12 protein-coding genes and 1 pseudogene are annotated in these 15,328 nt (G+C 63.0%); 5 read left to right on the top strand and 8 right to left on the bottom strand.

The genetic code is table 11. The features are described from left to right. Positions 1-220: 220 nt before the first annotated feature. Positions 221-400 carry a hypothetical protein gene (locus D187_RS58600; RefSeq protein ID WP_002624426.1) on the bottom strand — a complete coding sequence of 60 codons (180 nt, stop codon included), beginning with the start codon at positions 398-400 and terminating at the stop codon, positions 221-223. A gap of 52 nt (positions 401-452) precedes the next feature. On the opposite strand from D187_RS58600, the gene D187_RS56175 reads away from it, so the two are divergent. Together D187_RS56175 and D187_RS47560 are read left to right on the top strand one after the other, a co-directional pair. Beyond that, positions 453-698, top strand: a complete 246-nt coding sequence (locus D187_RS56175) for a hypothetical protein (protein WP_155894069.1) — start codon at positions 453-455, stop codon at positions 696-698. 184 nt (positions 699-882) lie between these two features. Continuing rightward, complete coding sequence (locus D187_RS47560) at positions 883-1,602, top strand: siderophore-interacting protein (protein WP_002624422.1); 720 nt, start codon at positions 883-885, stop codon at positions 1,600-1,602. A 335-nt stretch (positions 1,603-1,937) separates the two neighbouring features. On the opposite strand, the gene D187_RS47555 is transcribed toward D187_RS47560, so the two are convergent. Beyond that, entirely contained in the window at positions 1,938-2,978 is a 1,041-nt protein-coding gene (locus tag D187_RS47555; RefSeq protein WP_002624420.1) for an Rpn family recombination-promoting nuclease/putative transposase, read from the bottom strand. A 289-nt stretch (positions 2,979-3,267) separates the two neighbouring features. Between D187_RS47555 and D187_RS51455 the strand changes: the two genes are divergently transcribed. Next, positions 3,268-4,317 carry a hypothetical protein gene (locus D187_RS51455; RefSeq protein ID WP_155894068.1) on the top strand — a complete coding sequence of 350 codons (1,050 nt, stop codon included), beginning with the start codon at positions 3,268-3,270 and terminating at the stop codon, positions 4,315-4,317. Between the two features lie 39 nt (positions 4,318-4,356). Continuing rightward, a complete protein-coding gene (locus tag D187_RS47545) occupies positions 4,357-4,752 on the top strand; it encodes a hypothetical protein (protein WP_002624415.1) in 396 nt (131 codons plus the stop codon). Between the two features lie 321 nt (positions 4,753-5,073). Here the strand turns inward: D187_RS47545 and D187_RS47540 are convergent, their stop codons facing one another. Further along, entirely contained in the window at positions 5,074-5,550 is a 477-nt protein-coding gene (locus D187_RS47540; protein WP_043435599.1) for a hypothetical protein, read from the bottom strand. Positions 5,551-5,636: 86 nt separating this feature from the next. Here D187_RS47540 and D187_RS58595 point away from each other — a divergent pair. Beyond that, positions 5,637-5,720, top strand: a pseudogene (locus D187_RS58595) (hypothetical protein); the annotation flags it as partial. Positions 5,721-5,823: 103 nt separating this feature from the next. Here D187_RS58595 and D187_RS51450 read toward each other — a convergent pair. The 5 genes from D187_RS51450 to tgt form a co-directional block, all read right to left on the bottom strand. Further along, positions 5,824-6,597, bottom strand: coding sequence for a hypothetical protein (locus D187_RS51450; RefSeq protein WP_002624411.1), 774 nt, complete (start codon positions 6,595-6,597; stop codon positions 5,824-5,826). A 163-nt stretch (positions 6,598-6,760) separates the two neighbouring features. Next, a complete protein-coding gene (locus D187_RS47530) occupies positions 6,761-7,813 on the bottom strand; it encodes an Rpn family recombination-promoting nuclease/putative transposase (RefSeq protein WP_002624409.1) in 1,053 nt (350 codons plus the stop codon). Between the two features lie 419 nt (positions 7,814-8,232). Further along, positions 8,233-12,999 (bottom strand): NACHT domain-containing protein, encoded by a 4,767-nt coding sequence (locus tag D187_RS56160; protein ID WP_162159771.1) that lies wholly within the window; start codon positions 12,997-12,999, stop codon positions 8,233-8,235. 219 nt (positions 13,000-13,218) lie between these two features. Next, positions 13,219-14,064, bottom strand: coding sequence for an MnmC family methyltransferase (locus tag D187_RS47520; RefSeq protein ID WP_002624403.1), 846 nt, complete (start codon positions 14,062-14,064; stop codon positions 13,219-13,221). Continuing rightward, positions 14,065-15,243: a tRNA guanosine(34) transglycosylase Tgt gene (tgt, locus tag D187_RS47515; RefSeq protein ID WP_043435590.1), complete on the bottom strand. Its 1,179-nt coding sequence runs from the start codon at positions 15,241-15,243 to the stop codon at positions 14,065-14,067. It lies immediately after the preceding gene. Positions 15,244-15,328 lie beyond the last annotated feature (85 nt).

Here is a 15,328-nt window from a genome sequence, read left to right as displayed (position 1 = left end):
GGGGCCGCCCGAGCCGTGCGCCAGTCGGTGGAGAAGCCGCGCAGCCCGTTGGGGTACACGCCGGCCCTGGCCACGCTCCCAGCAGGTGCGCGGCAGAGGCCTGGCGCTCTGGGCTGGGGTGGCTCGAGCCTCAACACCCCGCGGCCTCAGGGGGCTCGCGCGCCGGGGCCAGCAGCGGCAGACAACGTCCGCCGCTGAGCGGGGGGATTGACTCCGGGGTTCACGGCACCGCGTAGCCGAGGAGTTGCTCGAGGATGTGTCCCTCGCAGTTGGAGGCGGGGGAGACGAAGTGGTCCTGCCCGGCGCCGACGCGGCAGCGGTAGAGGGGCACGGTGCCCGCGACCTGGCTCGTGTGGATGTAGCCCACGGGTCCGAGCGGCTGGAGCCCCTCGCAGTTCACGTCCGGCGTCAGCAGGTTGTGGTCGCCCGCGCGGCACTCGTAGAGCAGACGCGTGCCGGGCCGGGGATCGCGCCAGAGCCGCCACGAGGCCTCGACGCCGAAGCCCGGGGGCAGCAGGCGCGAGGTGGCCCAGTGTCCCCGGATGCCCTTCGCCCGCGGCTTGCCAGGCAGAGCGGTGGTCTCCGCGCGCTTCGTTCACTTCGTGGAGCGGCACGCTCTGAAGAACATGTTGCTGCTCCCCACCGAGGATTACATCTGGGATCCACTGGAGTTGGGACCGCCGCGCCTCACCCCGTGAGCTACCGGCGGCCCAATCCAACGCGGCCTGGCGCGTGGCCGCCACCGTGGTCTCTCTCCGGAGGTCGCGCCCGAGTGCTTCACGCTTCTTCATATTCCCGTCACACGAGTTCATTCCCGCGCTGGCGGGCCGGTGCGAGGATGGCCCGCATGAAAGGGGCAGGAAGCCCCGGGAGTGATACGGAATGGCGTCAGGAAAGGCGATTCTCGGAGGCATGCTGGGGCGGTTCCTGTTCCGCGACGCGCGGGTAGCGCAGGTGCGTGACGTCTCACCTCGCTTTCGCTGGATGGAGCTGGAAGGCGAGGCGCTGCGCGGTGTCTCCTGGAACGCGGGGGACAAGGTGCAGGTGTTCCTTCCACGCGAAGGGATGCGGACGTACACGCCCCTGGCGTGGGACTCGGCTCGCGGGGCGATGCAGTTGCTCGTCTACCTCCATGGCAACAGCCCCGGCGCGGAGTGGGGCCGCAACGTGCGGGTGGAGGACCGCTGCCAGTTCATGGGGCCTCGCGGTTCCCTGGCACTCTCGTCCCTTCAAGGGCCCGTGGTGCTGTTCGGAGACGAGACGTCCTTCGCCGTGGCCCACACGTTGCGGAACCTGCGGGCCGGTGCGGATGGTGTCGAGCCGGTGTTCGAGGTCTCCTCCAGAGACGCGTCCGAGTCGGTGCTGCGCGAGTTCCACCTGTCGGACAGCGCCCTGGTGGAGCGCGCGCCCGACGAAGGACACCTGCCCGCGGTGGCGGAGCGCCTGGGCGCCGCACTGAGGCGGCATCCGGGCGCGCACCTCGTCATGACGGGTCGGGCGCAGGCCATCCAGGCGCTGCGCGCACGGCTCCGGCAAGACGGCGTGGGCGCGGCGCAGAAGGTGAAGGCGTACTGGTCCGCGGGGAAGCGCGGGCTCGACTGAACAACCCTCACTTCTCGCCGAGCATGGCTCGTATCCGAAGGCTCACGTCCCGAGCTGTTCTAGCCCCACCGTGACGCGGAGGGCCGCATCGGTCCACGCTGCAGCGAGCGCAGCCTCGTCCGCGGCCTGACCCGAGGCACGGGCCGCGGACGAGGCTGGTGGCGAGCGCTCCCAGGTCATCCGCCAGGCGCTTCATCCCGAGCTCCCGGACACGCGCGGCCACGGCCGAGAGCCGCGCCGTCCAGGCCGGGACGACGTGGCGCAGGCCCTGGTGCACCGCGTCCACCAGGCAGCCTTCCAGCCTCCACGTCAGAGGCACGCAAGCGGAGGCCGAGTCACGAGTCCTTGCGCCCAGACGCGTGGGCCCCGCCGTCCAGCACCTCGGAGAGGGTCGTGGCCTGGAGGGCCCGGTCGAACCAGCCGTCGAGCGTGTCCACGTCCGTGCACTCGAGGATGCGCTGCCGGGCTGCTTCCTCCACGTGAATCCCTCGGAAGGCGAGAATCCGCAGGATGCCCTCGGCACGTCCCCGTGCCAGTCCCTTCTCCAACCCCTTCTCCATCCCCTGCTGGCGTCCCTGCTCGATGAGTTCCTCGCCATAGCTCCGCATCAATTCCTCCGCGCGTTGCTCATCCAGGACTGAATGTAGCACCTGGCCCGTGGCCTCGTGGACGGCCTTGTCCCCGGTCCACAGCAGGTAACGGATGACTACCCGCAGGTGTTCAGCGCCCTCTGGAACCGCCTGGACCTGGGCGAAGAGGCCCACCCACTCCGGCAGCTTTCTCGCCAGTTCCCCAGTACGCCCGTAGCGCAGCACCAACCACGCCAGCCGGGCCAGTGGAGGACCCGGCCGTGCTTTCAACGCCTCTTCCCGCTCCGCCGTCAGGTCATCGAGCAGGTACTCGAAGCGCGGTACCCACGCTCGCCAGTGAGCCCGCTCCTCCTCGCTCTCCCCTGGCAGCTCGAACAGGTCCTCCACCCGCCGTGGTGCGCTCCAGGCCCCCTCCGGCCCGTGGTACATCACCAGCGGGAGGATGACCGGCAACAGGGAGCGATCCGGGTGCTCCTGACGCCAGCGCTCCACCTGACGCACCACGTAGCGCAGCATCCTCAGCGCCATCCACCGGTCCACCGACGACTGGTGCTCCAGCAGCACGTACAGCAGCAGCGAGCGGCCCGTACGCAGGCGGGCGGTGAAGAGCAGGTCGCTCTCCGTTTCTCGCAGTTCCGGGTCCACCACGCTGCCGGGCTCCAGGCGCAGACTGGACCAGTCCACCGCGGAGACGACATGGGCGGGCAGGATGGCACGCAGCTCGGCCTCGGCCCGCTCGGGGCGGCCAAAGGTATAGCGGGCGAAGAGGTCATGAGGACCGGGCATGGCACACGGCGCCTGAGCACGGAGCGGGCCAGTTGCTCCCTGCAGGGAGCCAGCAGGCCATGGACGTCCGCTTGCGCCCCCTTGGTCCCGGTGGCGAGACGCCCTTGTTCCGGGAGGGATCTCCTACTGTCCGCCCGAGTTAGGACGAACCGTCTCATACAAATCGTCTGACACCTTGGACACGGACGAACCGTCTCATACAAATCGTCTGACACCTTCGCCGAGCGCCCCAGAAAACCCGCGCCCCTGCGACCGTCCTTCCCGGATGGACTACAGCAGCGGCAAGTTCGTGAAAGCACGTACGCTGCTGTACCCCCAACTCCCCGCGGCGGAGGGCAGGGCATTGATGATGCGGGATGGATATATCTCCATCAATGCCAACCACGTCGAGTCATTCCAGTCCGCGCTGAAGGACCCCGCCAACTACACGAAGAAGGCCTACTCGCAGCTCGCCGACCAGCTCCTGAACGCAAAGCCCGTGCGAATCAACGGCGTGACGTACCGCTCGTACCAGACGCTGACGAGTCTCCAGCAAGCTTCCGGGACCCAATCCACGGTGCGCCAGCAGATCGAGCACGAGCTTCGCGGCGTGCGGCAGCAGTTGGCCAGCTGTGTCCGGTCCAACGGTATCACCAGCCTGCACCTCAGCCGCCTACTCAACTTCCGTCGGCAGGTGAGCCTCGCCAACCCCGAGATGTCCTCTGCCCAGCTCAGGACGTGGCTCTTCCCAGAGCTGTTGATGGCCCAGAGGTACGGTGGAGGACTGCAGGGAAACCTGGCGTCCGCGGGCATCTCAGGGGGGCGGGGCGCGATGGGCGGTGCCTTCGTCTCCATGGCCTTCGAAGGAGGGGGGATGCTGCTGAACCGGTTGCCATCCAACGCGGGTGTTCGTCTGGGAAAGGTAGGGCTCGCGGGCGGTGCGTCGGGGCTGACGGGTGGTATCACCGAGAACCTTGTCGCCGGCAACATGGGAAGCGCTCTGGCACGTCAGCTCACCAGTCGAGGAACCAGCTCCTGGACGGCTTCCAGCCTTGGCCGAGGAATAGGCGGGGCCGCGGGAGGCGGCGTGGCGGCTCCCGTCTTCTCGATGGCCATGCTGGCGCTCGATGATCAGGAACACTCGACGACGGACTATGTCGCCACGGGGACTCGCGCCGCCGTCGCGGGCACCATCGGCGGCGCGTTGTCAGCGGGGGCTATCGGCGCGCTCGCCGGCTCGGAGGTTCCCTTGCTTGGGAATGCCGTTGGGTTCATCATCGGCTTCGCAGGGTACTACATCGTGGACGCCCTGGCGGGTGATGAAGTCGAGCAAGGGGTCCGCCAGGCAATGGATCGGTGAGCTCGGGCGCAGGGCCACCACGGGCTAGCGGGGTAGCGGGTGAAGAGACAGACTCCACTGTGGTTGCTCGCGGGGCCGCTATGGCTGGGTACCTCCATCATCGTCACGGGCCTGGTCTTCTACGTGAGCTCACGCGAGCCCGGGTCCGCGGGGCAGGTGGATTGGCTGTTCGTTGCGCTGCTGTCGACCGCCGTCACGGGGATCGTCGTCGCGCTCATCCGCGAACTCCGCGCACGCCCCTCCCCCATGCAGCAGGCAGCGCTCAGCGCGATCTTCAACGCCGAGGAGCCCGATACCATCGGCGCGGTGGTCGTGATGAAGAACGGAACCCCGGAGGTCGTCGCCACCGTCCGCAGCCGCGATGAATACCTCGAGTTGGCGGGCTCGGGCCGACTGCCCAAGGATCACCTCGTCTTCCTGCCTGACGACGCTTGAACCGCTGCCACGATCGACCCCTCGCGCTCTCAGAAATGGACGTGGACGGCGGCGTGCCGCACGCCTCATCACTCCCGGCTCGGCGCGCTACAGCTTGGACAGTTCCACCCGCTAGCCCAGGGGTGAGCCCAACGAGACCCGATGCGTGGCCGCCACCGTGGTCTCCCCCTTCGTCCCCGTGGACACCCCGCCCCCAGTAGAAGCCCGCCAGCAGCAGCGTCACCCGCGTGGGCGTCGCCGCGCTGTACGTCATCAGCAGCGCCCCCTCCCCGTCCTCCCGGCACCCCGCCCTCACCTCCTCCGTCTCCTGACGTTGATGCTTCAGGCCGTGCTCTTGTGGGTCCGCTCGCGCAGACAATCGAAAAGCGCGGCGGCCAGGAAGGCGGCCATGAACAGCGTCACGACGAGGAACGCGGGGTGGACGAAGGCGACCAGGGCGATGGACAGGGCAAGACACGCCAGGAGGCCGACAACTGCCCGCCAGCCCCAGCGCGCTCTGATAACGACCTGGTCCGGAGGCGGCCTCCAGCCACGGGCCTTCAGGCGCTCGACCTCGGCACGGAACGAGGCCCGCTCTTCCTCGGTCGCGGCGAACCAGGCCCAGGCGTCCCACAGGAATACGCCCGGCAGGGCCAGCGCCAGGAGCACGAGGGGCTCCCCCGAGGCCGCCACCGCGACGAGCCCACAGGCAATGAAGGTGGCCAGGACTCCCTGGAAATCGTAACCGGTGCTGTTGGTTGGCGACGCGATGCTTCGCCCCCTGCCAAACCGCACGACGAGCCTGGGATGCCATGCCATGACGTGAAGTCTATGAGCCCCGCGCGCTTTTCGCGCAAGTACCGGGTCGTCTCCCTGATGGCGGCGAGTTCGTCCTTACCGAGCAACGCCCGCGCAATCAGTCCCGCTCGGAGGTGATGCCGCTGGGGCCGGGGACAGCGTCATCTTCGCGGTCCACCACCGCTCGGTGAAGGGAACTCGCGGACATTGGCATGGCACTGGCCGCTCGTTCCACGGGAACCGTGGCCTCACGTACGGACGGCTGTCAGTGAAGCCCGCAGGCGCCCGCCCCACTCACTGACCCAGCGACGAGGGCGACGGCTTCGCGCTGAACGAGGGCACGTAGCACTTGCCCTGGTACTCGTGGAGGGAGTCCGGGCACGGCGCCTTCAGCTCATGAGGCATCCAGCACCCGCCCACCAGCTCCACCTCGGAGTAGCGCGCGCAGGGCGGACGCTTCTGTCCCTTGTAGGGCTCTTTCGGCAGAGGCCGGACGAGCACGAATGGCTCCTCGGAGGTGGTGTCCGCGAGCACCCTATCGATGGAGGGAGTGGGCACCTCGGCGGCCGTGGACTCCTCGTGGCTCATGGGCGCTGGCGGGGTGTTCGGGGAGTGGGACAGCGAGGCCACCAACGCCAGGAGCAGGGCACACACCGTGGCGCCGCTCACCACTCCCGTCACCAAGCGCCACCGGAGGCGGGGCTCGCGGGGAGCGGCGACGGCGCGGGCCATGCGCCGCGCTTCCTCGAGCACCTCCTCCAACGTGAGCAGCAGCGACTCCGCCGACTGCCTGCCCTGGGCCCGGGCCCAGGCGGTGTGCTCCACTTCCATGACGGAGTAGCCCCGTGAGGCCCAGGCTCCGAAGACTACCCGCCAGTCCTTTCCCGGTGCCGCGACCTCCTCGGCGGTGTGCTTGCGCACCAGGGCCGTGGCCCCACTCGTCTCGTTCGTAGCCAGGTAGAGTTCCACCTGACTGTCATGGGACTGCTGCACCTGCTCCTGAATCAGGTACGGCCCCAATCGCTCCGGTTCCTCACCGCTCGCCTGGGACTTCTTCGCCTCGTCCATGAGTGCTCCTCACTGGCCTCTCGGCATGCTGGAGGCCAAGCTCCGGTGCTCGCATGGACCGCGCCCGACTTCCAGGAGGTAACTGGTGTGTCAGCTGGGGGCCTACCCACACGAGTTCGATTCCCGCCGCCACCACGTCAGAGGCACGCGAGCGAAGGCCGGGTCACGAGTCTTTCCGCCGAGAGGCGTGTGCCCCGCCGTCCAGCACCTCGGAGAGGGTCGTGGCCTGGAGGGCCCGGTCGAACCAGCCGTCGAGCGTGTCCACGTCCGTGCAGTCGAGGATGCGCTGCCGGGCTCCTTCCTCCACGTGAATCCCGCGGAAGGCGAGAATCCGCAGGATGGACTCGGCACGTCCCTGTGCCAGACCCTCTTGCCTGCCTCGCACCAACCCCTTCTCCAGCCCCTGCTGACGTCCCTGCTCGATGAGTTCCTCGCCATAGCTCCGCATCAGTTCCTCCGCGCGTTGCTCATCCAGCACTGAATGTAGCACCTGACCTGTAGCGTTGTGGACGGCCTTGTCCCCGGTCCACAGCAGGTAACGGATGACCACCCGCAGGTGTTCGGCGCCCTCTGGAGCCGCTTGCACCTGGGCGAAGAGGCCCACCCACTCCGGCAACTTGCGCGCCAGTTCCCCCGTACGTCCGTAGCGCAGCACCAACCACGCCAGCCGGGCCAGCGGAGGCCCGGGTCGTGCTTTCAACGCTTCTTCCCGTTCGGTTGTCAGGTCATCGAGCAGGTACTCGAAGCGTGGCACCCACGTTCGCCACTGCGCCCGCTCCTCCTCGCTCTCCCCTGGCAGCTCGAACAGGTCCTCCACCCGCCTCGGCGCGCTCCAGGCCCCCTCCGGCCCGTGGTACATCACCAGTGGGAGGATGACCGGCAACCGGGAGTGCTCCGGATGCTCCTGACGCCAGCGCTCCATCTGACGCACCACGTAGCGCAGCATCCTCAGCGCCATCCACCGGTCCACCGTGGACTGGTGCTCCAGCAGGACGTACAGCAGCAGCGGGCGGCCCGTGCGCAGGCGGGCGGTGAAGAGCAGGTCGCTCTCCGTCTCGCGTAGCTCCGGGTCCACCACGCTGCCGGGCTCCAGGCGCAGACTGGACCAGTCCACCGCGGAGACGACCTGGGCGGGAAGGACGGCACGCAGCTCGGCTTCCGCCCGCTCGGGACGGCCGAAAGTATAGCGGGCGAAGAGGTCATGAGGTCCGGGCATGGCGCACGGCGCCTTCAGCACGGAGCGGGCCAGTCGCACCTCGTGGGGAGCCAGCAAGCGGTGGACGTCCGCTTGCGCTCCCGTGGTCTCGTCGGCGAGACGCCCTTCTCCCGGGAGGGGTCTCCCACGGGCCCGCCCGAGACAGACGAACCGTCTCGTACAAATCGTCTGACACCTTCTCCGGGGGCCAGCAGCAGCGTCACCCGCGTGGGCGTCGCCGCGCTGTACGTCATCAGCAGCACCCCTCCCCGTCCTCCCACTTCCAGGAGGTACCCAGGGTGTCAGGTGGGGGCCTACCTACACGAGTCGTCTGACACCCTTCCGGACACCCTTCCGAGTACTGCGGGCATCGCAGGGCGACGGCATGACACGGTAGAAAACATACCGCGCATCCCAATCCCGAGCGACAGTTGACCAGTTTATGAATAATCTCGAATTTTCCGAGCAGCAAGAACGGCCTCTTCAATTCCCAATCGAGACCATCGCTGCAGCACTTCATGCACATACTCACGAAGCTGATCACCCCCCGTTGCCGTGACGACTGTCTGAAGAAATTTTATCGCGTATCCATAAACATCCAACCAATAATGACCATTATTCAATGGCGCGGACCTCAAACGTTCCCCGAGACGCACTGCTCGTTGATCCAGTCCATCAATCAAAGGGCGCAAAGACTCAACGCCCAACTGCTCAACAACTTGATGTCCGCGTAGCGGAAACACGAGACTGAAGACATCGTCTTCCTTTCCTTCCAGGGCAACAGAGGAGGCCATTGGCAGCAGTCGTTGCCAGAGCGCTCGGACTTCTGTTTGAGGGCGACCTTGCTCCCTAGGGATATTGAACACAGGCAGGAACACACTGTTGACAAACATTTGAACCGACTCCACAGGAACTGTGCGGAGTGCGTTCCAGCAAGATTCAACCAAGAGGACATAGTCCACAACTATTTCATTTTCCCACGACCTGGAAAAGATAAGGCTTTGAGCGCCAAGCGCAACACTCTGGACCCAGAGCTTGTAAATTGATTCCTGTTCAAACAATCCACTGACTGGGCGAGCCCTCAGCCATTGGAGAATCAGGACCATAATGCATGACCGTTCGCCACTGACGCGGAGCATTGCTCGCGCCCCCATCTGTTGCCCGAGGGTCTTTGCAACTCTGGTATATTCCGCAGCGCGGCCTCGGGCCAGTATTGTTTCGGCAAGCCGTTGGAATTTATCTTCTGGCAAGACCCAAGCAACATTCGCGAGGCCCAAGTCAAGCCCCCCAGGGCTTTCGATGCTACTCAATAACAGTTCATTCAAGAGCGTTATTTCAGCAAACCCTCCCTGTCTCCAGTGGTTGGGCCCAACTGTGAGAAAAATGCACGCCGCAACCTTTGGTGAAACATCGTGCGACACTCTCCGCACTTCCTCCATCAATCTAGCGGTCAACTCTCGGTTCCCAATGAGACTCGGATGTTTCAATGTCTCATCAATGACCCCAATCGCATTTCGCCACGGGGAAAGATGCTTGTCTTGAGGCGCTTGTCTCACGCTCACAATTTCCCTATCCGCGTTTAACCGTGCGACTGAGCAACTCCGAGCTACATCAAAAGCCCAACAAGCAATTCCAACAAGCTCATCTCGCAACAAAGCCTCACTGACTTCCTGCCTTCCTGCCGCCACCCTCCTGCGAAGTGTCTCCAAGAACATCTCAATAGCAACAAGAGGAGTTGCATCTTTCTCAAGCATCTGCATGCTTGGAAACTCCACCCCAATGGCATCCTTCAGGCTTCGAGTCGCGGCAGCAATGATAAACTCATCTGAATTGATGGATATTCTAGATAGTGCAAAAAATTTTTCCCACGGATTTTTAGGTTCTGACTCATGCTGGCTTGTTTTTGCGCCTTCGTGGAATACCTTGATGTTTTCTTGCTTTTCATTGGGGGCGGGATCAACCCCCCTGAGTTCGTAAAGGCGTATGTAGTCTTTCAATTCTTCTGGTTGATCACGAACTGGTATGGCCACCAAGAGGGGCGCGACATCATACAACCCCAAGACAGGTGATCGTCTGCGTTCAGCGATCCGATTTATTACGCATTTTTGCGTATCGGACGACATGCCCGTCCAACGGGCCTTTATGGCAACATGCAAACAAGACGTGGCCTGTTGGATATGATATAATGGTTTTTTTGCCAACAACTCATCTACGATTTCAGGATGGGGAAATCCATTTTTAGCTTCAGCTTCAAGAAGCAAGAGCCAAGCCGTTGCCGAACGTGAACATTTGCACGCTGGCCAATATTTTTTTGCAATAAAATCGTCGCCAGTATTGGCACTGTCAGTGAGACGAATTTCAAGTGCATGGATGAGGCGGCCTCTTTCATCGGCGTGATCGTTGATGTCATACCCATCAACGTCATCAACAAGCCGATCCAGCACATCCTCTTGACGCAGAGGCGTTCCTGCGCGGGCTTGAAGGGTTCTCTCAAGCGTACCAGCTTCAGAATTATCGACAAATGAGGTCTCTGATGGAAACAGGCTCTCTAGCCCAGTCCGAATATTTCGGAGCGCTTCCCTGCTTCGCTCATTCTCCTCTTGAGCCAATCCTACGAGCATTCCAAACACAATGGGAAGAAAAGTATTTGGAAGGGCATCAAGCAAACCAAGGGAATGCTTGTCGATACCTTCTCCCAGCAAGGCAATATTTGTTCGTTCGTAATCCTGATTTGGCCAACTGCCTATTGACGCATCTGAACTTACAACCCCATCCACCAATTTCAATCCTGAGCCAAAAAGATACACTGCCAACACATCGGATTCGCGAAGCGTCAAGCCGATTGCTTGGGCTCCAGATACCAAGAAAAGAAGAGCCTCAAGCGCCTTCCAGCGAGTGAACCAGTAGCGACTATTGCCGTCGCTGCGGTCGCGCAACCAATTGAGTGTTGATACGCTTGGTGCGTGCTGAGCAACAATTATCATCAAGTGGCCTTCGAAATTTTTCATCAAATCTCGAAACTTTGTCGCTGATGACCATTCACGAAGACGGATCGCCACGGCTTTTGCTGATCCCGCGAAACGACTGCAGTCCTCATGATTGGCCTCCTTCCATACAAACTCAAGGAGGTCAGCCGCGTGCCGCAGGAATTCAGAATGGATCCAGTCAGTTCGTTGTGCCCAGTCGGCATCTTCCGGCAGCGAGGCCAACGGAACTAGCCATCTTATATTTGCAGATGACTTGGCACTAATTAATAGCCGAACAATGAACGTTGCAGCCACAGACTCATTGACCCCCTCCACTAGAGTTGTCAGATCCAAGTTCGATGGATCCTCAAGTTCGCAGAGGGCATCCGAAGCCACCTCAATCATTCCTGGTGATTGCACCATCTTTCGGACTAGTTCCCAATACGTCGGTAGTGAACCAAATAGGGAGCCCCGTTCCGAGTTGGACGCATCAATCAATGCACGTGCGCTTTGCCAGCGTGCCACTCCGTTCTTAATTTTGGCGAGTCGGTTAATGATCCCTGTGGCACCGCCCTCACTAACTGCAAGCCACATCACTATAGTGAAATCGCGCAGCAGCGCATGTCGAAATGCGAATGCCCCTCCTTCTCCTATCAGGACGCCCTCAGATGCGAGTTGCTGAGCAGCTTCGTCCTGAGATTCGTGTATAAAGACTCCTGATGCTTCCTCTTCTGCATAACGAAGTAAGAGATGCCGTCTGGCGGGAGCAGAAACGTTGTCGGAGGGCAACACCCGTCGTTCCCAGTACGCGCGAAGCAATGCGTGCCGAGTCTGCAAATTTTCCGGCACACTACTCTCAGCGCTGAACGTTCGCAGAAACAAATCCAGGACAAGTGGCGTGCGAAGCAAGGCGAGCAGGGAAGGTTCGGCTTTCCGCCTGCTCGTTATGGCGAGCGCAGAGACGATTTCATTACTCCAGTCAAGCAATTGAACTCGGCGCCAGCTTGGGACTCTCTCTTGAGAGCCCATTATTTGCGTCCATTCCGTCGCGCGAATGGAGAGCAGCACCCGAACATGGCTCCCTTTTGAAACGCTTGATAGTGCGGCTATAAACTCTTTCAATCTGGCTGATTCATCTGCTGCGTTTTCGAATGCATCTATGTAAACCTCTAAAGGACGTCCCTCATTGGCCCCCACAAAAGCCCCGAGTTCGAGAGCTTGCACTAATTCGTTTGGCGAATAGGCCCGAAGGTCGTTACCCTCAAGGCGAACAACTAAACGATTTTTTTCCTCAGCCTCTTCAGCGAGCTTTTTGAGGATAACCGTCTTCCCCAGTCCACCACGCCCTGTAATGGCTACAAGGCTTGGCCTGTCGATGAACTCCTGCGAGACGCTAGGCTGCACTGTTCTCCAATCTTGGTATGCGAGCGCACCTGGAGAAAAAGGCACAACAGCTGTCTTTCCTGCCGCTATTCTACTGTTTCCACCTCGCAACTGGCGCCAAGCAGTGGCGCTGGACGGATCGACTTTGATGAGCTTTTCCATGATGCCAATTTTTGCTCCAAGCTCTTCAGGCCGAAACTCATGCCGTGCAGGAGTACTTGAGGCACCAAATTCACTAACGAATCCTAGGAGCATGGCACGGAGTTCCTCTATTCCGAGGCCAACCGCCAATTTCCTTATCTGGTCCTCGATATCCTCTATGAGCTTTGCGGCCCCTATTGTCTCGTCAAAGACAAAAAGTTTTAATATTTTTCGAGCCTGCTCGATTGAGAGAGGTGCTTCCCCCTTGGCGTGGGTGAGTGTGTAAAGCGCCTCTTCTGCGAACTTGGACGCAGAGTTCACCTTCTTAATTGGTCGAGTCCCTTGCGCCGTCATGGCATTCGAGCCGAGCGCACGCCATCTATTGGGATTTGACGGCAAATTGTCTGAATTTACCTTGAGACGAGGAATGAGTTTTTGCTCTGTACCTAGCGCTACTGCGGTTTTGCGAATCCTGGTCCAAAGTGCCAAACGATCTTTCTTTTTAAGATCGCCGCTTTTCACCTCCTCAAAAATCAGGATCTTCGGATCGCCTGTGAGTTCCTCTTGAACGTCCCATTCAACTGGTAGATCAGGTGCTACTGGCGCCTCGATCCTGAATATCGGTGTTATGGGTGGCGGCCTGTCTTCTATGCTTGCAACACGAATATGAACGATGTGCCTTAGGATACGTTCGATAAGGACGTAATCCGAGAACAAGAAACCCGATCGAGCCACTCGTCCCGTCATTTGCTTTACCCTTTGTGTGACCAAAGCTTCCGCTGTTTTTTCAGATTCTGAGTTAAGCATCTGTTCGCAGACGAAGCTTCGTACATTTGAATAACTTGGCGCGGGCGGCAATCGGATGGCCGATATCATCCGACTTGCAAAGAAGACCTTGCCCGCTAGCTGATGAATTTTAGAAATCCATCCAAAAATTCAGTCCCCGAACCACTGAGGATGGGCCAGCACGCGGGCCTCGGCCTCCGGCGTCAGCGGCTGCCCGTGGGGAGCGCGCGAGGAGGAGCGGCGCCAGCGCTCCAGCCAGCGCTCGCCCAGGGGTGAGCCCAACGCGGCCCGGCGCGTGGCCGCCACCGTGGTCTCCCCCTTCGTCCCCGTGGACACCCCCGCCCCCACGTAGAAGCCCGCCAGCAGCAGCGTCACCCGCGTGGGCGTCGCCGCGCTGTACGTCATCAGCAGCGCCCCCTCCCCGTCCTCCCGGCACCCCACCCTCACCCGCGCGAGCACCTCTTCCGTCCACATCTCCGGGTTGCTCGCCGGGGAGAACGGGTCGAAGAACACCAGGTCCGCCCGGGGCACCCCCTCCATCCGCCCCCGCGCGTCCCCCAGGTGCAGCCGCCAGCGCAGCCCCGCCTCCTCCCAGGCCCCGTCGCGCATGAGCGCCTCGGCCGCGTCCCGGAAGGGTTGCAGGAAGGGAAAGCCCGCCGCGTCCGCCAGCGCCAGCCGCAGCGGCGCCAGGTCCACCTCGAAGCTCACCACCTCCAGCCCCCGCCGGCGCTCGGCGCCCAGCTCCCTCGCGCACGTGAGCGCCGCCACCGCGTTGGTGGCCGCCCCCAACCCCACGTCGTGGATGACGAGCGGCTCGCCCGGGGTGCGCAGGCGCTCGGCCAGGCGCGGCTGCTCCACGTAGAGCCGCTGCGCCTCCTGCCACGGGCCCGTCGCCGGGTGCATCACTTCCCCATGCCCCAGGTGGCGCACCGCGCGCGCCCCATTGCGCAGCGTCACCAGCTCGAAGTCCCCGTCCCTCGGGTTGCCCGTCTCCACTCAGCCCACTTCCTTGAGCGTCACCGCGTTGGCGCCTACTTCCAGCCGCGCTTCCTTCAGGTCCTTGGGCGTCGCCACCGCCTGCTTCAGCTCGCGGTAGGCCTGCGCGTAGGAGCCTCGGAGGATGGCGTCGCGCATCTTCCAGGTGAGCATCTGGTAGTGGTGCACGTTGTGCACCGAGAGCATGCGCGAGCCCGTGTGGTGCTTGCCGCTCATCAGGTGCTGCAGGTAGCCGCGGCTGTAGCGCTTGCACACGTAGCAGTCACACGTCGCGTCGAGCGGCTCGTCGGACAGGCGGAACGCCTGGCGGGTGATGCGCACCAGCCCCTGGAAGGTATACGCGTAGCCCTGCTGCGCCATCTTCGTGGGGATGATGCAGTCGAACATGTCCACGCCCCGCAGCACGGCCTCGAGCAGGTCCGTGGGCGTGCCCACCCCCATGAGGTAGCGCGGCTTGTCCTGGGGGAGCTGGGCGGCGGCGCGCGCCGTCATCGTCTTGCGCTCCTCGTTCGTCTCGCCCACCGCGAGCCCGCCGATGGCGAAGCCGTCGAAGGCGTGCTGAGTGAGGAAGCCCGCGCTCTCGTCGCGCAGGTGCGGGTGCACGCCGCCCTGGACGATGGCGAAGAGCGCCTGGCCCGTGTCCACCTGGTTCTTCGCCGCCAGGCTGCGCAGCGCCCAGCGGTGGGTGCGCTCCATCGCCTCGCGCGTGCCCGCCTCGTCCGTGCGCGAGTCGATGCACACGTCCAGCACCATCATCACCTCCGAGTTGATCGCCTGCTGCATGGCGATGCTCGACTCGGGGCTGAGCAGCTGCCGGCTGTTGTCGTGGAAGCTGCGGAAGTGGGCGCCCTTCTCGGTGATCAGCCGATCCTCCGGCAGGGAGAAGATCTGGAACCCACCCGAGTCGGTGAGCACCGCCCCATCCCACTGCATGAAGGGATGGATGCCATTGAAGCGGCGGAACACGTCGATGCCCGGCTTGAGCATCAGGTGGTACGTGTTGGACAGCAGGATCCTCGAGCCGGTGGCCTTGATCTCCTCCATGCCCAGGTGGCGGAAGGAGGCGTGGGTGGCCACGGGCATGAAGACCGGCGTGGGGATGGAGCCCCGCCGGGTGTGCAGCACGCCTGCGCGGGCCCCCGTGGGGTCGGTGGTGACGAGTTCGAAGCGGACGGCCATGTGCGTCCCCTTATACCCGTGGCCGAGCCTGGACACGCCCCCTCTCCGCCCGGCCCCCCTCCCACCAGACCACCAGCCCCCCGTT

Source organism: Cystobacter fuscus DSM 2262 (assembly GCF_000335475.2).
GTDB classification, from domain to species: domain Bacteria; phylum Myxococcota; class Myxococcia; order Myxococcales; family Myxococcaceae; genus Cystobacter; species Cystobacter fuscus.
This window is presented reverse-complemented; position numbering and strand designations above follow the sequence as displayed.